A 23,479-nucleotide genomic window follows, 5' to 3' on the forward strand; every position below is an offset into this window, starting at 1 on the left:
AATCTCTTTACGGCCATGAACAGATCCCTCTTTTCGGTTGAACATTACTTTTATATTCATTCCCTTTATCGTTTCCCCTCTAAACATAAAAATAAAAAGCCCTTAAGTACAAGGGCTTACTGCAGATTATAAAGGCAATAGGGAAATATATTCTTTCTCTTTTAACTGCTCTATCATTGTATACCAATCCTGTGGTTTAGCAGATAAAACAGAATAATATTCTGTTAAGAAATTAATGACTAATTCAGCAGGAATTTCGGTGGTTTCTTCATCAGCTGGCATGAAGCAAAAATCAAGTCCCTTAACTGCTTCCCCATCATTTTTCCAAGAAGGATGAAGATAAGGAAAATCAAGCTTTTTATAGCCCATATGAGACAAAACCTCACGGCGGACGAATGGGTTCATTGGCTTGGCACCGCCAAATTCATGGTCTTCAATTCCATAAGGATCGTAGATTTCAGCAAACATGCCATACAGCTCGTTTCCGTTTTTGCGGGCAAGCTCCTCCAGATCCTTTGAGCGATTTTGTGCAAGGAAACGGCCAAGACTTAGGCCCTGCCGTCCAATGATTGTAAAATCTGTCATGGCAATATTCCATTGCGGATAGTAGCGATATTCTGTGGCACCAACCACATCCCCTTCATGAACAGCAACAAATACACGAATCCCCGGATCTTCAAGCGGCTCCTTCCAAAGTTCAAACTCAAGTACTTCTTCAGGAGGAAAGACATCTTTCATTAATTCATGCATTTTAACAAAAAGCGGGTTTTGAATGCTCGTAATTCTAATGTATTCCATAGTACTATCTCCTTTGCCGCTCAGATCTTAAATGGATTCTTCCATTCCATTAAGGCACCGTAATTAAATGACTCTTCATCTTCTAAATAATTTTCTGCCACAGAAAGCGGAGTTCGGCCGCACCGCAGCAAAAATGTGATAACCGGATCTTTCTTCTTCCCATCGATCAATTGCTGGAGATAATCCACGGCTGTCATCTCATGGGCGAATTTATGGTAGCCTGGCATCCGCCCCCCACCAAGCAAGCGATCGAGCCCTAAGTTAATGACCACCTGATACATAGCCTGCATCATTAATTTGCCCAGCCCAAGTTTTCGGAACTTGGGGCGGACACTTATATCAACAATATATAATGTATTGCCTTGAGGACTATGATTGCGAATATAGCCGCTGTCGGTTATTTCTTCCCATGTATGCTTTGGGTGGGAAGGATCAAAATCAACAATCAGCCCGGTTAAAGACCCTGCTAATACTCCTTCAACCTCGATGCATAGTGCACCCTCCGGAAAGAGTTCCACATGATTTGTTAATTGCTCCTTATTCCACCATAAATCTGAAGGAAAAGGCGGCGGAAAGCATTCTGCCTGAATGTCAATTAACTGATCGAAATCCGCTTTAGTATAATTCCTGATTGCAGCTGGCACCGGCTGATCCCCGTCAAACACATAAAATTCGCTTTTATATGCCATTTTTCAGCCTTCGATATTTTCTTTTTCCCAGTCTACATACAGATCCGTTCTGCGGTCGCGCCAAGTCGTAACAGAACCGCGCTCGCGGACTTCATATAAAAGGCTGAGGTCAAGATCGGCAGTCACAATCATATCGTCATTCAACTCGCCTTCCACCATAATCCCCTTTGGCGGAAATGGAATATCATTCGGTGTAATGACGGCTGCCTGGCCGAAATTGGCACGCATAAAGTCGACAGTAGGCAGGGAACCAATTGTTCCCGTGACCACAACATAAACCTGATTCTCAATAGCTCTTGCATGGCTTGTATAGCGGACACGGTGGAAACCATGCCGGTCGTCCGTGCAGGAAGGACAGAAAATAACATCTGCTCCTTTTGCTTTTGCCATACGGACGATTTCCGGAAACTCAATGTCATAGCATGTCAGGATGGCTATTCTGCCTTTATCTGTATCGAATACACGGAGGCCGTCTCCAGGTGACATATTCCACTCATGGACTTCAGTAGGAGTGATATGCAGTTTAGCCTGCTCTTCAATCCGCCCATCCGGATAAAATAAATGAGCCACATTATAAAGACGGCCATCTCTGTTAATAACGTGTGTACCGCCTATAATATGCATTTTTGTATCTTTAGCGAAATTGGAAAATAGCATTTTATACTGTTCTGTAAAACCAGGCAACTCATTAATCGTCAGACTTGTTCCCTGCTCGCTTCCAATGGACAAAAGCTGTGTGGTAAAAAATTCAGGAAATAAGACAAACTCCGATCCGAACTCCTGGGCAGTTTTAATGTAATGCTCACATTGCCTGGCAAACTCTTCAAATGAACGAATAGTGTGCAGATGGTACTGCACAGCGGATACACGAATTTTCAATGTACTCCCCCTCATCAGAAAAATGTATAGATGAGTATCACTCTATCTTTAAAAGATTATCAATGATTTTCCTGCATAGCACAATACTTTTTTAATCGGATTACGAAATTTTTTAATTAACACTATTTTGTTTTACAAACCATACTTTTTGAATTTTATCATCATTAATTTCATACATGGCTATTGCATTAATAGACTCGCCGTTTGCCCTTCCAGTAACATATTCATAATCAATAACTATATTTTCTTTTACCATTCTGGAAATCAGCTCAGCATGCTGATTCGGATTGTTTTTAAAAAGCTGGCTGTACCTTTCCCTCATTTTTTCTTTTCCTCTATACATGACGTCGTTCCCAGGGAATGTCATAACTATTACATCATCACTATATACTCCCAGGAATTCATCAATGTTCTGCTGGTTATAAGCATCAAGTTGCTGCTGAGCAAGCCTTTCTGTTTTTCCTTCCAAATGGGTCACCATCTTTCAATAGTTTTTCTTTCTATCTTAAGGATTTATGGCAAGTCGGTCCAGGTTTGTGCCAAAAAAAAGCATTACCCATAAAAGTAATGTCTTAAGTGTCTATTTTAGTAATTTGCTTAATCCTGATATAAGCCCAATACCTTTTTTTAAATCATTGTTTGCTGCATTGAGTACTTTTAAATATAAGCTTAAAAGGGAAGCGTTTTGTTTCTTTAATTCAGCTACCTCTTTTCGAGTTGTTTTTAATTCGGACTTTATTGCTTCCATTTCTCTTTGCAAGGAAACAAGTTCTCTATTTTCCATATCTGGAATCTCTTCGATTGCTGCTCCATCTTTATCTTCAGGCGGTTTTTGGGAGATTTCTTCAACCAGTCCCATAAGGGAATCATCCTTCAATATCTTATTGGCCATTTTAAATAAAGATCCGAAATTGATATTATTTTCATCCTTCAGTAAGTTAGCTGCAAGTTTTTCTACAGCCTCAGAATTATACAGTTTTGTATTGTTTGCCGGTTTTTCAGATGAATTTTGCTGTTCTTGTTTATTTTCCTCCATTTTTATCCCGTCCTTTTTCGTTTTCACTCACTATTCTATGAAACTGCAGTATTATTGAAATGGACAAACATACAAGGATAAAGAGATTTGCTGATTTCTTCATACGAAAAACCCTGGAATTATACCAGGGTTTTTGTAATTTTGCTTTACGCAGTAGGTGCAGAGCATCCCAAAAGACTGCAAATTGCCTCCACGATGGCACCTTCTGCTGAAGGTACAAGAATACTTGCCAAAAGCAATACAACGGCTAAAAGAATGACAATTAACACCGTTAATGGTTCTACCATGATGATATCCCCCCTTTAAAACCATTTAGCAAGGGAACCCTTACGTAGACATGTTATGTCTAAAATTTGGACATGCTTAAACTACTATCCTATACTGAGAAAAAAGGGCGCTTGTCCAGGGGGGATAACACTAAAAAACGAAAAATATAAAAAGCTATTAGAATTATAATTTGCATAGATCTTTAAAATTACTTAATATTCACTGTATGAGGAAAGCATATTTTTCATCCGTTCAAGAGGAATTTTAGGCATCCATGCAAAACGATACGTGACAAAAGCTGGCCCTCGAGACGGAGAGCCAGCTTATCATTTACTTCTTTTTCAATTCATTTGCCAGAAATTCCACATCCGTTCCAACAATAACCTGCAGACTGGTTTTGCTGAGCCTTATTACCCCTATTGCCCCCAGCTGTTTTAATTGCCCTTCATCAACCAGCGCTATATCTTTCACCTTTAAACGAAGGCGGGTTACACAATTATCGATTTCTTCAAGATTTTCTCTACCGCCTAAAGCCTCCAGATAAGCATCTGCTGCTTCATTATAATTCCCTCTCACAGCGTAATTTTCTTCGAATTCACCTTCTATTTCATCTTCTCTTCCAGGAGTTTTTAAATCTAGTTTCTTTATTAGAAAATAGAAAACCACAAAATACAGAAGGCCATATAGGAGGCCTATCCCCGCAAGCAGTACTGGTTTCTGGGCAATGCCGAAGTTTAGAATATAATCCAGGGCGCCTGCTGAGAATCCGAAACCATGGTGAATATCCAGGGCATAGGAGATGGACATAGCCAGACCTGTTAAAATAGCATGAATTAAATATAGAACCGGTGATAAGAACATAAATAAGAATTCAATCGGCTCTGTAATACCAGTCAGAAAGGAAGTAAATGCGAGACCTGCCATCGCCCCGGCAACCGCTTTCCTTCTTTCCTTTCTAGCAGCGGCAACCATGGCAAAAGCAGCACCCGGCAGTCCAAACATCATGATCGGGAAGAATCCTGTCATGAAAATTCCTGCAGATGGATCTTTAGCAAGAAAGCGCCATAAGTCTCCTTTAATGACATCCCCGGCTGCATTAGTAAACTCACCAAACTCAAACCAGACAAGCGTGTTCAAAATATGATGGAGCCCAACAGGAATTAATAATCGGTTCAGGAATCCGAAGACTCCAACACCTGCGGCACCTGCACCAATAATCCAATCGCCCACACCGTTAATGCCTGCCTGGACCGGCGGCCACACATACCCGAACAAAAATGCAATGACAATCATAGCAAGTGATGTGATAATCGGCACAAACCGTTTTCCTCCAAAGAAACCAAGCCATTCCGGCAGCTTAATATCATGATATTTATTGTATAATAGCCCTGCAATAATACCGGAAATGATTCCTCCAAAAACACCCATATTGACCGTTTCGTTTATCGCCGCGGCACCTTCAGTCAGCACAAAATAACCCACTGCACCGGCGAGGGCAGCAGCCCCGCTGCCATCCTTAGAAAAACCGATGGCAATCCCGATGGCAAACAATAGTGCCAAATGTCCAAAAACAGCATTCCCGGCTGCAGATATAAACGGAATGCCTAAAAGGTCATCCTGTCCCAGCCTAAGCAAAAGTGCAGCAGCAGGCATGACTGCAATCGGCAGCATTAAAGACTTGCCAATCTTTTGTAAAAACCCCAACATTTTTACACACCTCTTTCTGCATGGATTATTACATAATATGAACAGGCTTTATAATTCAGTACCAGGCACCATCAGTATTATGCCGGCCCGCCTTATAATAAAAAAAAGAACCTGGGGCAATTTGCCTCCAAGTTCTTACCTGCGAGTTTAATAGAGTAAATATTCTTCACGTGTCTTTTTGAATTGTTTTAATTCTTTCTGCCATTTGGAGGAGATTTCTTCAACTGGCTTCCCTTCCTCAATGTCCTCACGAACCCAGCCATTGCCCATCAGGTTGTCAAAGAATGAAATCTCTGCACTGTTCTCTGCACGGAATTCGAAGTCTTCCGGATACATATCATGGATCGCCTTCACGATGTGAAGTCCGGTCTCGACAGGCTTGAATGCATCGCGATGTGTAACATGAATCTGAATCCCATGAGAAAGCTGACCTGCATGCTTAGAGAAGCTTGGTGTAAACGAAGCAGCTCTGAAGGTTACCCCCGGAAGATTAAGACTGTTCAAATGTCCAGCCAAGTCATCAGCGTTGATAAATGGAGCACCAATTAATTCAAACGGCTTCGTTGTTCCGCGCCCCTCAGAAACATTCGTCCCTTCAATCAATGCAGCTCCCGGATATACTAAAGCTGTTTCTAAAGTTGGCATATTCGGAGACGGCATGACAAACGGAAGGCTGGTGTCATCATAATACATATCTCGCTTCCAGCCATTCATTTTGACAACAGTTAAATCTGCTCCAATTTCGAACTCTTCATTGAATAATTCGGCCAGTTCTCCTACAGTCATCCCATGGCGGAGCGGAATCGGATAATTCCCCACAAAAGAGGAATACTTCATATCAAGCACCGGCCCTTCAACCTTTGTTCCACCTTGAGGATTTGGCCTGTCCAGCACGATGAAAGGGATGTTGTTTTCTTTTGCTGCTTCCATCGCATAAGCCATTGTGTAAATATACGTGTAAAAACGTGTTCCAACATCCTGGATATCAAACAGGAGCACGTCGATATTCTCCAGCATTTCAGGTGTAGGCTTTTTGGTTTTTCCGTATAAGCTGTAAACAGGAAGCCCTGTCTTTTCATCGATATAATACTCAACGTATTCTCCCGCCTGTGCACTTCCGCGGACTCCATGTTCCGGGCCATATAAAGCTGTTAACTCTACATCGGGATCATTGTGCAGAATATCGACAACGCTGTTTAAATTCTGGTCTACCCCAGTTGGGTTTGTAATTAAGCCCACTCTTTTCCCTTCTATGAGTTCCTTCTTATCATCTAAAAGAACTTCAACTCCAAGCTCGAATTTCTTTTTCTTGCCTTTTCCTTTGCCATTGCCGTTATCTGCAAGCACAACAGTTAAAGAAGAGAGTACGAGAATCATTGTCAAAAATCCCATGAACCATTTCTTCATATATTTTTCCTCCTTGGTTAAGAATGAGGTGCGGGCAAAACCCTAAGGCTGCCCGTACCCTTTCCTTTTCAAAAATAGCAGTGTGCCTAATAGCTCAATCCATGGCCAAATTCATATAAAACACTGCCATCTGTACCCGGAATTGTTACAGGCAATTTACCTGAAGGATTAACCTGGCTAAAAACAACACCTGCAGATGCATCAAAGCTTGCCGTTCTGAATCCGTATTGTGCAATGTATGCATCAACTTCCGGATAAGCCATGATGTCATATGGGTTACGGATGCCAACCGAAATGACTGGAGCTTCTGATTCAGCAATGATGGAATTAACCATTTTCATCTGAGCGCTGTCCGGTGAACGGCCTGATACATTAAAAGTATAGGAGCCCACAATAACTGCACTGGCATTCCTGATTTGCTGCTTCTGCTCTTCCGTTAATGCATAGCTTGAGGTCTGGATGACCTGTGTGTTTGCATGAAACTTGCTGATTGCGTTCTTTAAGTCTGCAATATACGTATTGCCGACAACGACAATATTCTCTTCAGGAGATAATTGTATTGGCAATGCATCTCTTTCATTTTTAACCAATGTAATTGAACCTTCTGCTGCTTCTTTTTCTATTTGTTTATGTTCTTCTGATCCAACAATCTCAAGAGCGTTTGCAATTTTTTCATCAATCGGCTGTGGTGTCTCTTCTTTAATAATTCCCCGCTTTATTTTCAGTGTTAAAATTCGTTCAACTGATGATTCAATGCGTTTTTCTGATATTTCTCCATTCTCCACCGCATTCAATAGCCCTTCTGCAACTTCTTGAAGTCCAACAGGCATTAGCACAATATCTGTTCCAGCTTTAACTGCTCGAATGGCCGCGTCAACTGGTCCAAAATGTTCGGCGATGGCATTCATATTCATTGCGTCTGTTGTAATGACACCATCATAGCCCATTTCTTCCCTCATAAGTTCTGTCAGCACTTTATGGGAAAGAGTGGCCGGAACTGCAATTTCTTCACTCGTTTTTTTCGAGATTGCTTTTGTATCATCAATCTTAGGGAAAGTAACATGTGCTGTCATGATCGCATCAATTCCTGCTTCCATTCCCTTTTGAAAAGGATACAATTCAACTTCTTTTAGACGTTCTTTGTCATGTGGTACTTCAGGCAATCCAAGATGTGAGTCTACTGCTGTATCTCCATGTCCGGGAAAATGCTTTGCAGTAGCGGCAACACCTGCTGATTGCAATCCTTGGGTATAAGCAACACCCATGTCAGCGACAAGCTGCGGGTCTTCACCAAATGAACGAACGCCAATTACCGGATTGTCGGGATTATTATTTACATCCATGACAGGTGCAAAGTTCATATTAATGCCGAGTGATGCCAGCTCCTCTCCAATCGCCTTGCCAACCTTGCGGGAAATTTCTTCAGAACGGGCAGCTCCTAATGCCATATTGCCAGGCATATCCGTTCCTGATTGAAGACGTGTAACAATTCCGCCTTCCTGGTCAATCGTCATCAATAAGCCGAATTTATCGGCAGCTTTCTGATAGTCTGAAACCAGTGTGGCTGTCTGTTCTGTTGTTACCACATTTTCACGGAATAATATTACTCCGCCAAGATGATAATCTTTTACCAGCTTCTCAATTTCCGGCAGCATTTCAGTGACATTTTGTCCCTTCCAGGTGCGGAAATCCGGCATCAGCATTTGGCCGACCTTCTCTTCAATGGACATGTTTTTCACTGCTCGGCTAATGAGATCATACCGTTTCCCATGCTCCTTAATGATTTTCACTTTAAAAGCTGGCTTGCCTTTGCTGCCCTTTTTGCCGTCAGGTTTTACTTGAAGCGCGATACGGTCTTTAAATACTCCGTCCGTTACACTGATGAAGGTTTTTCCAGGCTTCCCTATTAAGGTGATATTCCCCGACTGATCAACTGCTGCAACGTTTTTATTGGAAGATTTCCATTTCATACCATCTGAAACTCCCATGAAATGTCCTTCTTTAAACACATGAAGCGCTTTTAATTGAAATGCATCTCCACTATTCTCTGTGCTGACCTTAGGCAAATTCTGAAGGATGATTAAATCCTTTGCTGCACTTTCTGCTGATGCTTTTTTCAAGGTTCCTCCGATCCATAACTGCGAAACGGCAAGTGTAATTGCGAGAAGGGAAATGAACATTACTTTGCGGGCTTTAACCATTTCTTCCACCGTCCTTACTGCATTTATTTCATATGCACTTAAGCTTACTTTTCACTAAAAAATCGAATGCTAGTAATTTCTTTTTTTCCAACCGTTTCCTGAGAAGTCCGGCGTCACTTTTCGTCCATCTGAAAGCTGGAGTTTTACATTATCAACGTACCAGCCTCTGCCGTTTACTGTACTGTCTGTCTGGTATCGGAATCGAATGTGGGAGGTTCCTGCAGGAATCGTTAGTTTTTCCTTTTTCCAATCGACGCTGCTGCCTGTAAATGGCTGTGCAGCTTGTGTCCAATTGACGCCATCCTCTGACACCTCAACAAAGGCCATATCCGCATTGGTTTCAGTTCTGTACCAGGTATCAAACGACAGGACCGCCTCTTCATCGAGGTCCACTTTAGCCGTTAAATTATGTTGAATTTTATCTCCATATCCTGAGAACCAGGCATCTCCTTTTCCAGGGATTGCAACAGGAATGGAATCTGCCACCTGTCTTGCAAATGCTCGCCTTGCAATATTCGTTGTAACTGTATTTCTTGATGGATGAACGCGATTTGTTAAGAGAATCGCAATCGTGCCATTATTCCGGTTTATTACAATGGATGTTCCAGTGTACCCTGTATGCCCTAGCGAAGTTCCCTCTGATAAGGCATCCATGAACCACCCCTGACCAAGCTCCCAGCCAAGGCCATGATCATCACCAGGAAATTGAGGAATCTGGTTTTGAATCAGCATTTTCACCGTCTCTTCCTTTAAAATCCGCTTGCTGCCATAACGCCCGTCATTCACATACATGTGGGCAAGTTTAGCAAGGTCGGAGGCAGTGGAAAAGACACCTGCATGTCCGGCAACGCCATCAAGAGACCAGGCATTTTCATCATGAACTTCCCCCCAGACAAGGCCCCTGCCAATAGCAGGCTGGTATTCCGTGGCTGCAATTCGCTGTTTCAAAGATTCAGGAGGATTATACATTGTATCCTTCATACCGAGGGGGTTGGTTATGCGTTTTTTCACAAACTCATCCAGGCTTTGTCCTGACAGGCGTTCGATTATTGCGCCGAGCGTAATCATATTCAAATCGCTGTATGTATACGCTTCACCCGGTTCATTGGCCAATGGATGTTTAAAAACGATTTGCATGCGATCGTCTCTGCTGCTCCCTTGTGAATATAAAGGAATCCATGCAGTAAATCCTGAAGTATGTGTCATCAGCTGGCGAATCGTTACATTTTCCTTGCCGTTTTCAGCAAACTCGGGGATATATTTCGCAACAGGATCATCCAGTTGAAAGCGGCCATCATCATACAATATCATCGCAGCAGTCGTTGTAAAAATCTTACTGATTGAAGCCAGATCAAAGATTGTATCTTCCGTCATTTCAATCGGATTCTGCGCTTCAGTGAATTTATCATCCGTATAGCGGTAGGAATATCCGTATGCGTCATGTTTGACAATATGACCCCGCCTTGCGACAAAAGTGACAGCACCAGGCATGACTCCTTCTGATATCATCTCTTCCATCAGCGGATCGATTTCATCGAGCGGCTGCTGAACCATTCCAGCTCCCGCCGCTGAACCTGGATGAAGTATAGGAGAAATCGGCCCAGGGCGATCCCACGAAAAAATCGGATGAATTTTGTGTTTCACATCTTTATGATTCTTCATTTCCATCGTTGGCTTAACTCCTTCCGCGCCCTGCGCAGATGCCGGATATGCTGCCGGAATAAAGAGTGATGTGCTTAGTGCTGCAGATAGCGCAACAAGCTTGGTTTTATTTTTCATACTGCCTCCTTTAATTTTATGAACTTTCATCAGCCTATAACCTCCTTTATGTTTGAAAGGGTTTACATACTGTAAGATTAATAGAGATAGAGTATAGTTGTCTATACCACATAAGTCCTGTTCTAGTTAAAAACTTCCAAATATTTAATTAAACCAATAGTTCTTTTTGACTATTCTGAAAATTATGTTTTTCCTCATGATTTGTTTGCAGGTTTCCCAGCTTTTTTTGTAAAAATGAATGTTTGTTTGCCAGATTCAAATATTCTTTGAAATTTTCCAGGTTTGTTTGATGAAAACAGTCAAGTTTTGGAAGAGGTCACCATTTAGACGAAAAAAAGCAGAATCCATTACGGATTCTGCTTTATCTTTGGAATTGCACATTATGGAGACCTGCAAAGATCCCGCCCTGTTTTATTAACTCATCATGTGTACCTTCTTCTTCTATCCCGTCTTCTGTGACAACCACCACCCTGTCTGCATTGCGAATGGTTGCAAGCCTGTGGGCAATCACAAGTGTAGTGCGGTTTACGGCAAGCTCGTTCAACGCAGTTTGAATAATTTGTTCGGTTTCTGTATCCAATGCCGAAGTTGCTTCATCCAAAATTAAAATCGGCGGATTTTTCAGGAACATTCTTGCAATGGCAATTCGTTGTTTTTGTCCGCCAGACAGCTTTAATCCACGTTCCCCAATTTGTGTTTCGTAGCCATCCGGAAGAGATGCAATGAAGTCCTGCAGGTGAGCTTTTTTAGCCGCGTCCGCAATTTGCTCATCTGTTGCCCCAAGCATTCCGTAAGCTATATTTTCTTTCAGGGTACCGGTAAACAGGAAGACATCCTGCTGGACAATGCCGATTTGCGATCTCAGTGATTTTTTCGTCATGTCCCTGATATCCATGCCATCGATCTTAATGCTTCCGCTATTTACATCATAAAAACGTGGAATCAAAGAACAAATCGTTGTCTTTCCGGCTCCTGAAGGTCCCACAAAAGCAACTGTTTCACCTGCTTTTATTTGAAGATCAATCCCCTCAAGCACCGATTTATGCTTGTCATATCTAAATGATACATCCTGAAAGCGGATGTCACCCCTTAAGGATTCAACCTCAATGGCATCTTTTGCATCCTCAATCTCCGGCTCAGTATCGATGATTTCCAAAAAGCGTTTGAAACCAGCCATTCCTTTTGGGTACAGTTCCATCAGGGCGCTAATTTTATCAATCGGTTTTAAGAGTACATTCACATAGAGCACAAATCCGACCAATTCTCCATATGAAAGCAGCCCGTTGAAGCTCAGCCAGGAACCGTACACAAGAACAATCAGCGTAACTAATCTGGTCAGCATATAGACTCCGGAAGCACTGAAGCTCATAATCTTATATGCTGCAAGCTTGGCAAGACGGAATCTGCCATTGTTTTCTCTAAATCTTTTAATCTCATAGCTTTCATTTGTAAAAGACTGAACCACACGCACTCCAGATACACTATCTTCAACCTGGGCGTTCACATCGGCTATTTCACCGTACATCCTTTTCCATGCTTTGTTCATTTTAATATTGCAGAATGTAATCAGCCATACAAGAAACGGAAGAACAAATATCGTTACAAGGGCGAGCTTTACATTGATGGTCAGCATGATCCAGAATGCACCCACAAACGTCATGACCGCAATAAACAAATCCTCCGGGCCATGATGGGCAAGCTCCCCGATATCCATAAGATCATTTGTCACCCGGCTCATGATATGCCCTGTTTTGGTATTATCGAAGAAGCGGAAAGACTGCCTTTGAACGTGCTGAAAAAGCTGCTGCCGCATATCTGTTTCGATGTTGATGCCCAGCTTGTGGCCCCAATAGTTAACAACAAACTGCAGAAGTGTGCTGGTCAAATAAAGAGCAAGCAGGCCGGCACTTACGGAAACAATCATGGACCAATTCCCGCTTGGAAGCAGGCTGTCGATAAACCACTGAACCGCAAGCGGAAAGCCCAATTCAAGAATTGCCACGAATACCGCCGAACTAAAATCAAGAATGAATAGGCGCTTATGTGGCTTATAGTAGCTAAAAAACCGTCGGATCATCATATTCTCCTTATTCTGAAAAAATCAAACATAATAGGATTATAAATTCACCAGGAATATATTACAAGAAAAACCCGTCCCTATTTATTTCTGGAACGAGTCTTATAGTTAGAGGATATATTACGGCTTAAATCCTAAAAAAGGCCGATGTAATAGTTCTTCGCTGCAAATTAGATTCTTGATTTGAACTGAACTTTGCGGATCATTTGATTGATTACCTCTGAAATGACAAGTCCGACTGCGATTGCCCCGGATATCATGAATGCCTTCGCGGCAAGCTGAATTGCCGTATTATAATCATTTTCAACAAAATTCCGCATTGCATCATAAGCAATCCCTCCTGGGACCAGTGGAATGATGCCGGCAACACTGAAAATAATGATAGGTGTTTTATACATTTTCGCAAAAATCTGGCTGATCACAGCAATGGTAAAAGCAGCGATTAATGACGAAATGACAGCATCGTACTGCCAATTGACAAGCCAAATATAAACAAACCAGCCAACCATCCCGACAAACCCGCATTTCAGCAGCGATTTTTTCGGGGCATTGAAAAGCACTCCGAACCCTGCTGAAGCAATAAAGCTTGTAATCATATGTGTCAACATAAACATACGCATATTCCTCCGCTAATGCATTTAGAAAGTGAATACAAGAGCAATCCCAGCTCCAATGGCAAATGCCGTTAAAAAGGCTTCAGCCCCTTTTGACAGTCCAGAAACAAGGTGCCCGGCCATTAAATCCCTGACTGCATTTGTAATCAGCAGCCCCGGAACGAGTGGCATGACTGAACCGATGATGATCTTATCAAGCTCTGTTCCCACTCCTGAGTACACAAAGAAATAGGCGATAAGGCCAATTAATAATGAAGCAATAAATTCAGAGAAAAATTTTATCTGGACCACTCTATGTACGTATATAAATGAAACAAACCCCAGACCGCCTGCAATCATGGCTGGAATAAAATCTGTCCAGCTTCCAAGGAACATAATTAAAAAGCAGCCGCTTGCAATCGAGGCTGCAAGAATCTGCTGATAAACAGGGAAAGTATAGTCGGCACTTTCAATTTCCTTCAGCCTTGCCAAGGCTTCCTTTCCATCCAGTTCACCGCTGCTGATCCTGCGTGAAACTCCGTTCACTAATGTCACTTTATACAAATCCGTTGACCGTTCTGAAATCCGAATCAGCTTTGCCGGTTCAGTTCCATCCGTTGAAAATATGATTCCGGTTGGCGTCACATAGCTATGCGAGTGCGGTATACCCAGGGAGGCTGCAATCCTGGTCATGGTGTCCTCTACCCGATACGTTTCTGCACCGCCCTGAAGCATGATTTTCCCTGCAAGCAAGCATATCTCAATTACTTCTATTGTTGGAGGGAGTTCTTTCCCCATTCTTTCACCTGCTTTATAAATCTAAAATTTAAAACCCTCTTATATAGGGTTACATCTTAACGGAAATGATAAACGAAAGAAAGACCTTTTGTCTAAAATTTATATAAAAATGTTTTGTAAACCTCGTCTGCATATTTTATAAGGCAGAATAGAAATTGAATAAAAAAAGCGATTATCCCTTACAGAATAATCACTTTCCCATTATTTCTTCCGTATTCCAAACTGAGCATTAAGCTGACCCTGAATCATTTTTGAACGTGATGCCTGATCGTCTTTTTTCTTTTTCCTCTTTAATTCCGAGCGGATTTCCTCCGTTCGGACTCCCTCCTCCCTTTTGTTGGCTATGTCGATGAGCGTCTCTACATCGAGAAAAGAATATTTCCTGCTTCCGCGTTCTGATCTTTCAGGGAAAATCAATTTCCTCTCTTCGTAGTATCGAATCTGGCGTTCACTAAGTCCTGTCAATTCGCTGACCGTCCCAATCGAAATGACTTTTCTGGTTTTGTAGGATGTTTCTCTTTCCAATCATGTCACCTCAATCTAACCATTTTCTTTCATTATACTAATCTTTCAATCATTTTCATCAATCCTGTCAGAAAATCTTACAAAGCAACAAAAACAATGTAAGAAAACTTAACATAATAACTGAATTAGAGCTAAATTTCTTTTAGAATAAACAAAAAAAGAAAAGAGGAGATAGAAAATGCAATATTTACGGAAAGCCATTGAAAAAAAACGGCAATATCTAATCGATCTGCTGGTCAAATCAGGAAGCGAATATCAGCATTCTGAACCGGCTCTGCAAAAGCTGACCTTAACAGAACTTGAGGTTATATTTAAAAAACACAGCAATCAAAGCCGTTATTAACCAGGGGGCCCTTATGGAAACAAAAAATACAATAGATCTGGCAAGAAGGATTATTGAACTCGATTTACTGCGTGATCAGCTTTGGGAAAGTTTAACGGCAGCAGCCGGTGATCTTGCTTATGAAATTTTAAGAAATGAACAGAATAGTTAATAATGGAACGCTTGGAAGAGCGTTCTTTTTTATACCAATGTTAAAGTTTTGTAAATTAATAATTCCCCCTTTTCTTATCACGTTTATTTTGGTATCATCCAATTATCGAATTCCGATATCGGTTTTCGAAATTAATAAGGGAGGCATTTGCTTGGAAGATAAAATATTGCGCAAGCTGTTCCTGGGGTTTATTCAAATCCATATTCTTCACCATGCAAAGAAGCACCCTGTTTTCGGCGCTTGGATGGTGGAAGAGCTGAAAGAGCATGGATATAGCATCAGTTCCGGAACATTGTATCCTATCCTGCATTCGATGGAGTCAGACGGGCTGCTTCATCAGGAGAAGAAAAATGTGGATGGCCGAATCCGTAAATATTATACCGCAACAGAAAAAGGAATTACGGTTCTGGAGGAAGCCAGAAAAAAAGCTTATGAGCTTTTTAAAGAGATTAAAGATTAAAGACTAAAGGAGATGCATATGAACAAAAACAGAACTGGCTTAAAATCTTTACTGGAAATATTAATGGTTTCAACAAGGCTTGGACTTACATCATTCGGGGGACCTGTAGCTCATCTAGGCTATTTTCACGATGAGTATGTCCGCAGAAGAAAATGGATGGATGAGAAAAGCTACGCAGACTTAGTTGCACTTTGTCAGTTCCTGCCCGGACCGGCGAGCAGCCAGGTTGGCATTGGCATTGGTGTCATGAGGGCTGGAGTAGCCGGCGGCATTATGGCTTTCCTTGGTTTTACATTACCATCTGTTATTGCCCTGATTATTTTTGCCATTCTTCTTCAAGGCATTAATCCGGCGGAAGCCGGCTGGATCCATGGACTCAAAATTGTCGCAGTAGCTGTAGTGGCTCACGCGGTCTTGGGAATGGCACAAAAGCTTGTACCTGACCTGCCGCGAAAAACGCTGGCACTGCTCGCGATTATCGCCACACTATTATGGCAGACTGCCATTACTCAGGTTGCGGTCATCCTTATCTCTGGTTTTATTGGATTTTTAATCTATAAGAAGCATGCAGATAACGATGAAGCACGGATGGAGTTTCCCATTTCAAAAGGTTTTGCCATTGGCTGTTTAGTGTTGTTTTTCGCCCTTTTAATAGTGCTTCCAATTTTAAGGGAGCTAACCGCATTGGATTGGGTTGCTCTTTTTGACAGCTTTTATCGCTCAGGATCTCTGGTTTTCGGGGGCGGCCATGTTGTCCTTCCCTTGCTGGAACGTGAATTTGTCCCAACAGGCTGGCTAAGTGAAGAAGCTTTTCTGGCTGGCTACGGTGCAGCTCAGGCAGTGCCAGGGCCGTTATTTACTTTTGCTGCCTATCTTGGAGCAGTGATGAATGGCTGGCAAGGCGGTTTGCTTGCAACGGCCGCGATCTTCCTGCCTGCGTTTCTGCTGATATTAGGCACCCTCCCATTTTGGGACACACTTCGCCGCAACCCTAACATAAAGGGTGCATTAATGGGTGTAAATGCTGCAGTTGTCGGCATTTTAATCGCTGCCTTTTATCATCCAATTTGGACCAGCAGCATCCTGGAGCCGGCTGATTTTGCCTTTGCAGCAGTACTATTCAGCATGCTTGTTTATTGGAAGCTGCCGCCCTGGATTATTGTTGTGACAGGTGCCATCGGCGGAACGATATTAGGATCAATTTTTTAAAAACGCATTTATAAGAAAAGCTGCCTGGATTAGGCAGCTTTATTCTATAGCGGAATTTCAAGTACAATTCTTGTCCCTTTAGTTTCTGCTGAATAAACTTTTATGGAACCGCCCGCAGCTTTTGCTCGTTCTTCCATGCTAAAAAGACCGACTCCTCTGGAGACTTCATTAACATTGAACCCTATGCCTTTATCTTCAATGACTATACGGATTTCTTCTTCCATCTGCCTGATTGTGACTGCTGCTTCATCTGTTTCAGCATATTTCCTTATGTTTGTCAGAGCTTCCTGAATGATCCTGTAAATGGTGATTTCTTTATTTGAACTAAGACGGGAAGCCAAGTAGCAATCAAAATGGACGTTGATATTGTGATGTTCTGAGAACCGGACCAGGTAGGATCGAATCGCTGGAATCAGACCAAGATCATCAAGCACAGAAGGACGCAGCTCCCATGAAAGGTCTCTCAGTTCCTCAATGATTTCAGCAGCCTCATCCTGCATTTGATCAAGCAGCGGGTGGCTAATTTCAGCCTGAAGCCTATTAATGGTAATCAGATGGCTGTACAAATTCTGCCCTATTCCGTCATGAAGCTCCCGCGAAAGTCTTTTCCGTTCATCTTCTTGAACATCAATGATCCTGGTCATCATTTTTTGCAGCTCTTCTTCTGCATTTTTTCTTTGCGTGACTTCATGGCGAATAGCAAGATGCTGATAGGGTTTCCCTTTTTCATTAAGGAAAGGGACGATTGTGGTATCCACCCAATAATGTGTGCCATCCTTAGCTCTGTTCTTGATCTCTCCTTTCCATACCTTCCCGGAAGAAATCGTCTTCCATAAATCTCTAAAAAATTCTTTGGTGTGGAAACCTGAGTTGATAATTCTATGATCCTGTCCAAGCAATTCTTCCCGTGAATATTTTGAGATGCTGCAGAATTGATCATTCACATACGTAATGGTGCCTTTCTGATCTGTAATTGCCACAATGGATGAAGCATCCAGGGCAAACTTTAAATCAATCAGCTCGTTTACGGAATTTTTCAGTTCCTCCACAACACGCTTATATTCAGTAATTTCCTTCCGGATGGCCAGGTATTTATATGGCTTTCCTTTGTCATCAATGAAGGGAACGATCGTGGTATCCACCCAATAATAAGTTCCGTCTTTAGCTTTGTTTTTAATTTCACCGCGCCAGACTTCCCCGCTCGAAATGGTTTCCCAAAGGTTCTCCATAAAATCTTTGGAATGGTATGATGAGTTGATAATTCTATGGTCTTTACCAACCAGCTCATCCGCAGAATATTTCGACACCTCACAGAACTTTTCATTCACATACGTAATTTTTCCTTTTTTGTCTGTAAAGGCCACAATTGTTGATTCATCCAGGGCAAATTGCAGGTCAACCAATTCCTTTAATGGATATGATTGCTGCTTTTTTAATCGGGAACGGTCTTTGACTGAATGAAAGACGATTAAATAATAGGTTTCTTCTCCCTGCTTGAAAGAATTGATTCTATAAAAGATTGAAAATACCTGACCATTACGATGCTGGCCATATTGGTGAACCACTTTGCCCTCTTCAGTTTCATGCAGAGTGATCTCAGGAAGCAGTTCCTTTAGGCTCTTCCCCTGCAGCTCATTTACCCTATATCCAAATTGCTCTTGTGCCTGCTCGTTCGCATAGGAGATGATCCCAAATTTATTAACAAGAATCGTTGCATCACTGGAATCAGGAGCAATCTCTCTCTTTTTCGGCAACTGATTATTCCTGTCCATTTACGTTCCTCCAGTTGCATTTTTTAACCATTCAGCTTTAGTTCAAGTGTCCTCGCTGCATTCCTTGCAGTGCTTTGCTTGTTTTCATTTATAGGCTGACCGGACCGGCTCCCGATCAGGAGGACCCCTTTAGGGATCCCTTTAAAATGAATGGGAACAGCATATGCATACTTCAGGGCTTCAGCAAGCATAATCGGGTATTCCAATGCTTTTCCGGAAATATTTTCTGGGAAGTTTTCTACGTACATCGGCCTTCCGGTTGAAATCACCTTTCCTGCAATGCCTTTGCCGTACCTTACTGATATTCTCTTATATTTTTCGTTGCTATTTCCAGCGGCATAATGCCATCTTACATCCGGGCCATCTGTATTTTGCAGTGCCAATCCCACAAAATCACAGTCCAGCTCTGTCAGCACCTTTTCACAAGCCTGATCAATAAGTGTGCTTTCTCCCTGGCTGCCCCCCTTATATTCCATAACCGAGCAGCCCTTTCTTTAAGGCATAGGCAACAAGTTCCGGCCTGGTTTTCATCTGAAGTTTTTCCATTAAATTACCTTTATGGGTTTCAACTGTCTTTACACTAATCACAAGCTGTTCAGCAATTTCCTTATTGGAAAACCCTTTGGCTATTAATGTAAGAACCTCTTTTTCCCTGTCAGACAACAGGTTAAATGTATCGGTGTTGCCCTGCTTTACACTACCGATATATTCTTCCATCAGCCTTTTAGTTGCAGAAGGATGCAAATAGGCATTCCCGCTTGCAACAGACCGGATTGCTGCGAGCAGTTCATCATGAGGAGCACTTTTTAAAATACATCCGGACGCACCCGCTTGGATCGCCCTGAATAAATACTCTTCATCATCATGCATGGTCAAAATCAGGATCGCTATTTCCGGCATTAATTTTTTCAATTCTGACGTTGCCGACATGCCATCTTTTCCATGGGGCATGCTCAAATCCATTACTACCACATCAGGCTTTAATTCAAGAGCCTGCTGAATCCCCTCGTTGCCTTCCGAAGCTTCACCAACCACCTGCATGTCTTCATGGTTATTTAAAAGCATTTTCAAACCCATTCGGACTACCGCGTGGTCGTCGCAAAGTAAAATAGTGATCAACCTTGCTCCCCCTTTACCATTTGTCTGTACGAGAAAAGCGCAATCTCCTTGCCCACCCGAGGGGGCAGGCTGCTTGCGCCGACAGTCCTCGTAGTACAAAGAAACAATTTCCAGTGTAAAAAATTATCTTTAATAGGCAACAAGGGAGCCGCATTACGCAGGTCCCTTGTTAAGTATAATCTTAGTATAACGGAAGGCTGATATCTATTGTAGTCCCTTCACCGATTTTGGAGCTGATGACGCACTTGCCGCTGATTAAACACATTCTTTCAATCATGGCAGCAAGGCCAGTCGATTTTTGCATCCCAGCATTAACATCAAAGCCCTTCCCCTTGTCTTCAATGCTAATAGAAAGCTGTCCCGGTTTCCATTGCAGGTAGATGGCTGCACTCATTGTGTCAGCATACCTGGCTATGTTTGCCAAAGCTTCCTGGCAAACTCGGAACAAAGTTATGCTTTCCCTTTCACTGATTTGGACTTCCATCCCCTCATTTTGAAGATCCACTGTAATTCCATATGTGGAAGTGTATAATTTCAGATAACTTTTCAGCGCCGGCAGCAGGCCGAGGGTTCCCAGAGCAGGGGGATGCAATTCCACAGCCAGAAGCCTGATTTCCTGAATTGTTTTTTCCATCATTTGCGCCATATCTCCAACATAGCCTTTCATCTCGGGCTGATCGACAGCGGTTTGAATGAACTGCATGCCTGTATATAAGCTGTAAAGCGTCTGCCCGACCCCTTCGTGAAGCTCCATGGCGATGCGCTTGATCTCATCTTCCTGTGATTGAATAATATAGGAACTAATATTTTTCTTTGCTGGCTGGGTTTCCATTTCATCCCTCCTCCTTAAGACTTTATTTTTGCTTTTATTTTGCTTTTTTTACCCGATGGCTGGAAATGTCACTGAACATGCCAGCATATTGAACTACATCTCCAGCATCATTTTTAATCGCACTAATGGTAAGCCATTGGAGATATTCCTCTCCGTCTTTGCGGCAATTCCATATTTCCCCTTGCCAGAATCCATTTTTTTCGATTGAAGTCCATAAGTCCTGGTAAAAGCCCTTAGCCTGCTTTCCTGATTTAAGGATATTCGGATTTTTGCCGACTACTTCTTCTTCCTTGTACCCGGTTATTTCTGTAAAAGCAGGGTTTACAGAGATTATTTTACCGCCCTTATCCGTTACCAGAATTCCTTCAATTGTATGATCAATCACCTGGCTCGCAATTTCCATTTTACCTTGGAAGTACATCCAAATAACTAGAATCAGGCTGGCAAGCGCCACTTCGGACAATGCCATAAAGCCAATCGCATAATGCCCAGTAATATTAAATAACAGGGTCAATATCAGCGGCGGGAAAAATCCTCCCAGGCCGCCCATTGCGGAAACAATTCCGTTCACGATACCCGCCTGCTTCTGGAAGTACATAGGCACCAGCTTAAAGATAACACCATTCCCAATTCCAGCTGATAGTGCAATGCTTAAGCATCCGAATGTATACCATGTAATGGACGGAGATAATGATAGAATTACTGCAGAGATGGTATACACTCCAAAAACAAACATTAGAAGAATTAAAGAATGGAAACGGTCTGCAAGCCAGCCGCCAATCGGTCTCATGGCAGTTGCAAGGACGATAAATCCGGCAGTCCTTAATCCTGCATCCACTTTATCGAGTTCAAAATGAGCTACTAGGAAGTTTGGAAGATAAATTGTAAACGCAACAAATGATCCAAAAGTAATGAAGTAGAATAAGCTCAGCAGCCACAGCTTTTCATTTTTATAGACGCCTTTAATCTGTTCCAGAAGCGGTGTCTGCACCTTAACTTCTTTTTTATCACCAAGCAAGAAGTTTGCTGCAATGAAGATTCCGAGCAAGACAAGATAGATTTGTACGGTTAGGGACCAGCCAAACTTTGTGGCAACAACCGGAGCCGCAAATGCGGTTATGGCTGTTCCTAGATTACCTGCCCCGTATATTCCATTTACAAACCCATGACGCTCCTTTGGATAATACTTTGGAAGAGATGTAACACCAACAGAGAACACCGCTCCTCCAAGACCGAGGAATAATCCCCCGATTAGTAAATCAGTAATTGAATCAGCTATACTGATATAATAGACTGGAAATAATAGAAGAATAAAGCTCAGTATAAAGATTATTCTTGCACCAAACTGATTAGCATAATATCCCAGAGGAATACGAAGCAGTGATCCAAGGATTACCGGAACTGCTGTTACTAGGGCAAGCTTGTCGGCTGGAATATTAATATCTTCCTTAATAAACGGCATAAGGGAGGATATCAGCACCCAAACCATAAACCCGGCTACTAAGTTTAACGTCTGCAAAGGCAGCTGTATTTTTCTTATCATTGTGTTCACGCTCTCTTCTTTATTACATATTTTAATCCGGCTTCCTGATCAAGAGCAGCCCACCTGCTGTCAGATGCTTCCACAGAGGAAGTCAGCGGGACCGCAAAAAAATTCATGTGGTCAAAATAAATACGCAAATGTGTTCCATCTGGGCAGAGCCCGGTTTTTATTATTTCTTTGTGAACAAAAGGGGCTTTGTCATTTCCCTCTTCATCTAAAATTGCCACCTGCACATTTCGCCGGACAAAACCGTCCAAATCTTCTATTTTAATGAGTTCCACAGCTGCCGCACCCTCTTTTAGCAGGGTAAATATACATTTGATAACCCTGCAGATATTTCCAGAATGATTCACTTGCATTTTCTTCTATGAATTCGATGGTTTCCTCTTCTGATTGCCATTTGCTCATGCCTTTTATCTCTGCTACAACAATGTCCATGCCCTCATGAGACTTCTCATCCAAGTACCAGTTGAGGCGGACTCCCTTAAAGAGTTCGGAAAGGAGCTGGTCAACTTCTGGAGCAAAATCCCCGGATCGTTCTCTTACAAAACAAAAATCAAGATATGTTTCACTGTTCATAGAATCACGCCCTCATGTTAATCGTCTTTCTATAAGCGAATACAGCCAAGGGAAAAAGAACAATATTCAGTCCCCCGAAAATCAGTACATTTACATAGTTTTCGTAATAGTATTGGTGGACCATATATTGGGTAAAGACAATATTCATCAATAATATCGCGGCCAAAATGATGACACCCAGATAGCTACGCTTCATAACGTTTCACCCTCACTGCAAAGATTGCCCCATTCTCCACCTTAACCTGGATTTCCGGAAGCGGCCTTCTTGGCGGCCCCGCAGTTGGCGAACCAGTCTCCACATCGAACTTGCCGTGGTGGCAAGGGCATATCATTTCACCTTGCTCCTTCACCCAAAATACCGGGCAGCGCAAATGTGTACACGCATTCTGATAAGCAACATATTTGTTTTCTGATAAACGGATCAAAATCGCGTCATCATGATCCCCAGGAAACTTGAACTCTACTGCATCGCCGATTGGCAGCTTGCTTACTTCGGTTATTTTCTTATGAGGATATTCTTTTTCGCCAAGCCCCATTAATTCTTTGGCAGCCACTGCCCCCCAGGGAAGGGAGGAAACCGCAAATACACCGGCGGCACCAACCAAAGTTTTCATGAAACCCCTTCTATCCAGTTTTCTTTCGTTATTCCGTTCGATATTATGCGTATAATTATCTTCATTAAAGGGAATCTTGTTATTCTTATCAGACATCCCTA

The 23,479-nt window shown here is 42.3% G+C and carries 27 protein-coding genes; 4 read left to right on the forward strand and 23 right to left on the reverse strand.

The features are described 5' to 3' along the window. Positions 1-126 precede the first annotated feature (126 nt). The 14 genes from IRB79_RS19205 to IRB79_RS19270 form a co-directional block, all read right to left on the reverse strand. The gene (locus IRB79_RS19205) at positions 127-798 is read right to left on the reverse strand and encodes a GNAT family N-acetyltransferase (protein WP_243504126.1); all 672 of its coding nucleotides are present in this window, start codon (positions 796-798) and stop codon (positions 127-129) included. Between the two features lie 20 nt (positions 799-818). Continuing rightward, positions 819-1,487: a GNAT family N-acetyltransferase gene (locus tag IRB79_RS19210; RefSeq protein WP_243504127.1), complete on the reverse strand. Its 669-nt coding sequence runs from the start codon at positions 1,485-1,487 to the stop codon at positions 819-821. A gap of 3 nt (positions 1,488-1,490) precedes the next feature. Then, positions 1,491-2,366, reverse strand: a complete 876-nt coding sequence (locus tag IRB79_RS19215; RefSeq protein ID WP_243504128.1) for a carbon-nitrogen hydrolase family protein — start codon at positions 2,364-2,366, stop codon at positions 1,491-1,493. 112 nt (positions 2,367-2,478) lie between these two features. After that, a complete protein-coding gene (locus IRB79_RS19220) occupies positions 2,479-2,835 on the reverse strand; it encodes a nuclear transport factor 2 family protein (protein ID WP_243504129.1) in 357 nt (118 codons plus the stop codon). Between the two features lie 111 nt (positions 2,836-2,946). Beyond that, positions 2,947-3,402: a hypothetical protein gene (locus IRB79_RS19225; RefSeq protein WP_243504130.1), complete on the reverse strand. Its 456-nt coding sequence runs from the start codon at positions 3,400-3,402 to the stop codon at positions 2,947-2,949. 146 nt (positions 3,403-3,548) lie between these two features. Next, positions 3,549-3,689, reverse strand: coding sequence for a hypothetical protein (locus tag IRB79_RS19230; RefSeq protein WP_243504132.1), 141 nt, complete (start codon positions 3,687-3,689; stop codon positions 3,549-3,551). Positions 3,690-3,999: 310 nt separating this feature from the next. Then, positions 4,000-5,376: an N-acetylglucosamine-specific PTS transporter subunit IIBC gene (gene nagE, locus IRB79_RS19235; protein ID WP_243504134.1), complete on the reverse strand. Its 1,377-nt coding sequence runs from the start codon at positions 5,374-5,376 to the stop codon at positions 4,000-4,002. 147 nt (positions 5,377-5,523) lie between these two features. Next, the gene (locus IRB79_RS19240) at positions 5,524-6,783 is read right to left on the reverse strand and encodes an exo-beta-N-acetylmuramidase NamZ family protein (protein ID WP_243504136.1); all 1,260 of its coding nucleotides are present in this window, start codon (positions 6,781-6,783) and stop codon (positions 5,524-5,526) included. A gap of 86 nt (positions 6,784-6,869) precedes the next feature. Continuing rightward, positions 6,870-8,984: a glycoside hydrolase family 3 protein gene (locus IRB79_RS19245; protein ID WP_243509545.1), complete on the reverse strand. Its 2,115-nt coding sequence runs from the start codon at positions 8,982-8,984 to the stop codon at positions 6,870-6,872. Between the two features lie 69 nt (positions 8,985-9,053). Next, positions 9,054-10,793: a serine hydrolase domain-containing protein gene (locus IRB79_RS19250; protein ID WP_243504138.1), complete on the reverse strand. Its 1,740-nt coding sequence runs from the start codon at positions 10,791-10,793 to the stop codon at positions 9,054-9,056. A 331-nt stretch (positions 10,794-11,124) separates the two neighbouring features. Beyond that, complete coding sequence (locus tag IRB79_RS19255; protein ID WP_243509546.1) at positions 11,125-12,840, reverse strand: ABC transporter ATP-binding protein; 1,716 nt, start codon at positions 12,838-12,840, stop codon at positions 11,125-11,127. A gap of 170 nt (positions 12,841-13,010) precedes the next feature. Then, entirely contained in the window at positions 13,011-13,454 is a 444-nt protein-coding gene (locus tag IRB79_RS19260) for a threonine/serine exporter family protein (protein WP_113881300.1), read from the reverse strand. Positions 13,455-13,478: 24 nt separating this feature from the next. Next, positions 13,479-14,231: a threonine/serine exporter family protein gene (locus tag IRB79_RS19265; protein ID WP_243504140.1), complete on the reverse strand. Its 753-nt coding sequence runs from the start codon at positions 14,229-14,231 to the stop codon at positions 13,479-13,481. Between the two features lie 201 nt (positions 14,232-14,432). Next, a complete protein-coding gene (locus IRB79_RS19270; RefSeq protein WP_206843345.1) occupies positions 14,433-14,756 on the reverse strand; it encodes a MerR family transcriptional regulator in 324 nt (107 codons plus the stop codon). Positions 14,757-14,934: 178 nt separating this feature from the next. On the opposite strand from IRB79_RS19270, the gene fbpA reads away from it, so the two are divergent. The 4 genes from fbpA to IRB79_RS19290 all read left to right on the forward strand — a co-directional run bounded on the left by fbpA (position 14,935) and on the right by IRB79_RS19290 (position 16,919). Further along, positions 14,935-15,099: a Fur-regulated basic protein FbpA gene (gene fbpA / locus IRB79_RS19275; protein ID WP_113881298.1), complete on the forward strand. Its 165-nt coding sequence runs from the start codon at positions 14,935-14,937 to the stop codon at positions 15,097-15,099. A gap of 13 nt (positions 15,100-15,112) precedes the next feature. Continuing rightward, positions 15,113-15,250: a hypothetical protein gene (locus tag IRB79_RS19280; protein WP_243504142.1), complete on the forward strand. Its 138-nt coding sequence runs from the start codon at positions 15,113-15,115 to the stop codon at positions 15,248-15,250. A gap of 151 nt (positions 15,251-15,401) precedes the next feature. Then, complete coding sequence (locus tag IRB79_RS19285) at positions 15,402-15,710, forward strand: PadR family transcriptional regulator (RefSeq protein ID WP_243504145.1); 309 nt, start codon at positions 15,402-15,404, stop codon at positions 15,708-15,710. Between the two features lie 12 nt (positions 15,711-15,722). Next, positions 15,723-16,919, forward strand: a complete 1,197-nt coding sequence (locus IRB79_RS19290; protein WP_431833393.1) for a chromate transporter — start codon at positions 15,723-15,725, stop codon at positions 16,917-16,919. Positions 16,920-16,963: 44 nt separating this feature from the next. On the opposite strand, the gene IRB79_RS19295 is transcribed toward IRB79_RS19290, so the two are convergent. From IRB79_RS19295 to IRB79_RS19335, 9 genes are all read right to left on the reverse strand, one after another. Further along, positions 16,964-18,691, reverse strand: coding sequence for a PAS domain-containing sensor histidine kinase (locus IRB79_RS19295; protein WP_243504150.1), 1,728 nt, complete (start codon positions 18,689-18,691; stop codon positions 16,964-16,966). A 23-nt stretch (positions 18,692-18,714) separates the two neighbouring features. Continuing rightward, complete coding sequence (locus IRB79_RS19300) at positions 18,715-19,167, reverse strand: GAF domain-containing protein (protein ID WP_243504152.1); 453 nt, start codon at positions 19,165-19,167, stop codon at positions 18,715-18,717. Continuing rightward, positions 19,157-19,810 carry a response regulator gene (locus IRB79_RS19305; RefSeq protein WP_279401030.1) on the reverse strand — a complete coding sequence of 218 codons (654 nt, stop codon included), beginning with the start codon at positions 19,808-19,810 and terminating at the stop codon, positions 19,157-19,159. Before IRB79_RS19305 ends, IRB79_RS19300 begins: the two co-directional genes overlap by 11 nt. Positions 19,811-19,991: 181 nt before the next feature. Next, positions 19,992-20,642 (reverse strand): sensor histidine kinase, encoded by a 651-nt coding sequence (locus IRB79_RS19310; RefSeq protein ID WP_243504155.1) that lies wholly within the window; start codon positions 20,640-20,642, stop codon positions 19,992-19,994. 34 nt (positions 20,643-20,676) lie between these two features. Next, positions 20,677-22,185, reverse strand: coding sequence for a nitrate/nitrite transporter (locus tag IRB79_RS19315; protein ID WP_243504157.1), 1,509 nt, complete (start codon positions 22,183-22,185; stop codon positions 20,677-20,679). A 5-nt stretch (positions 22,186-22,190) separates the two neighbouring features. After that, entirely contained in the window at positions 22,191-22,466 is a 276-nt protein-coding gene (locus tag IRB79_RS19320) for a hypothetical protein (protein WP_243504159.1), read from the reverse strand. Continuing rightward, positions 22,453-22,764, reverse strand: a complete 312-nt coding sequence (locus IRB79_RS19325; RefSeq protein WP_243504161.1) for a hypothetical protein — start codon at positions 22,762-22,764, stop codon at positions 22,453-22,455. Before IRB79_RS19325 ends, IRB79_RS19320 begins: the two co-directional genes overlap by 14 nt. A gap of 4 nt (positions 22,765-22,768) precedes the next feature. Beyond that, on the reverse strand, positions 22,769-22,960 hold the full coding sequence (locus IRB79_RS19330; protein ID WP_243504163.1) for a hypothetical protein: 192 nt from the start codon (positions 22,958-22,960) through the stop codon (positions 22,769-22,771). Next, entirely contained in the window at positions 22,950-23,474 is a 525-nt protein-coding gene (locus tag IRB79_RS19335; protein WP_009333501.1) for a Rieske (2Fe-2S) protein, read from the reverse strand. Before IRB79_RS19335 ends, IRB79_RS19330 begins: the two co-directional genes overlap by 11 nt. Positions 23,475-23,479: the final 5 nt, after the last annotated feature.

It is taken from the genome of Cytobacillus oceanisediminis (assembly GCF_022811925.1).
Classification (GTDB): domain Bacteria; phylum Bacillota; class Bacilli; order Bacillales; family Cytobacillaceae; genus Cytobacillus; species Cytobacillus oceanisediminis_D.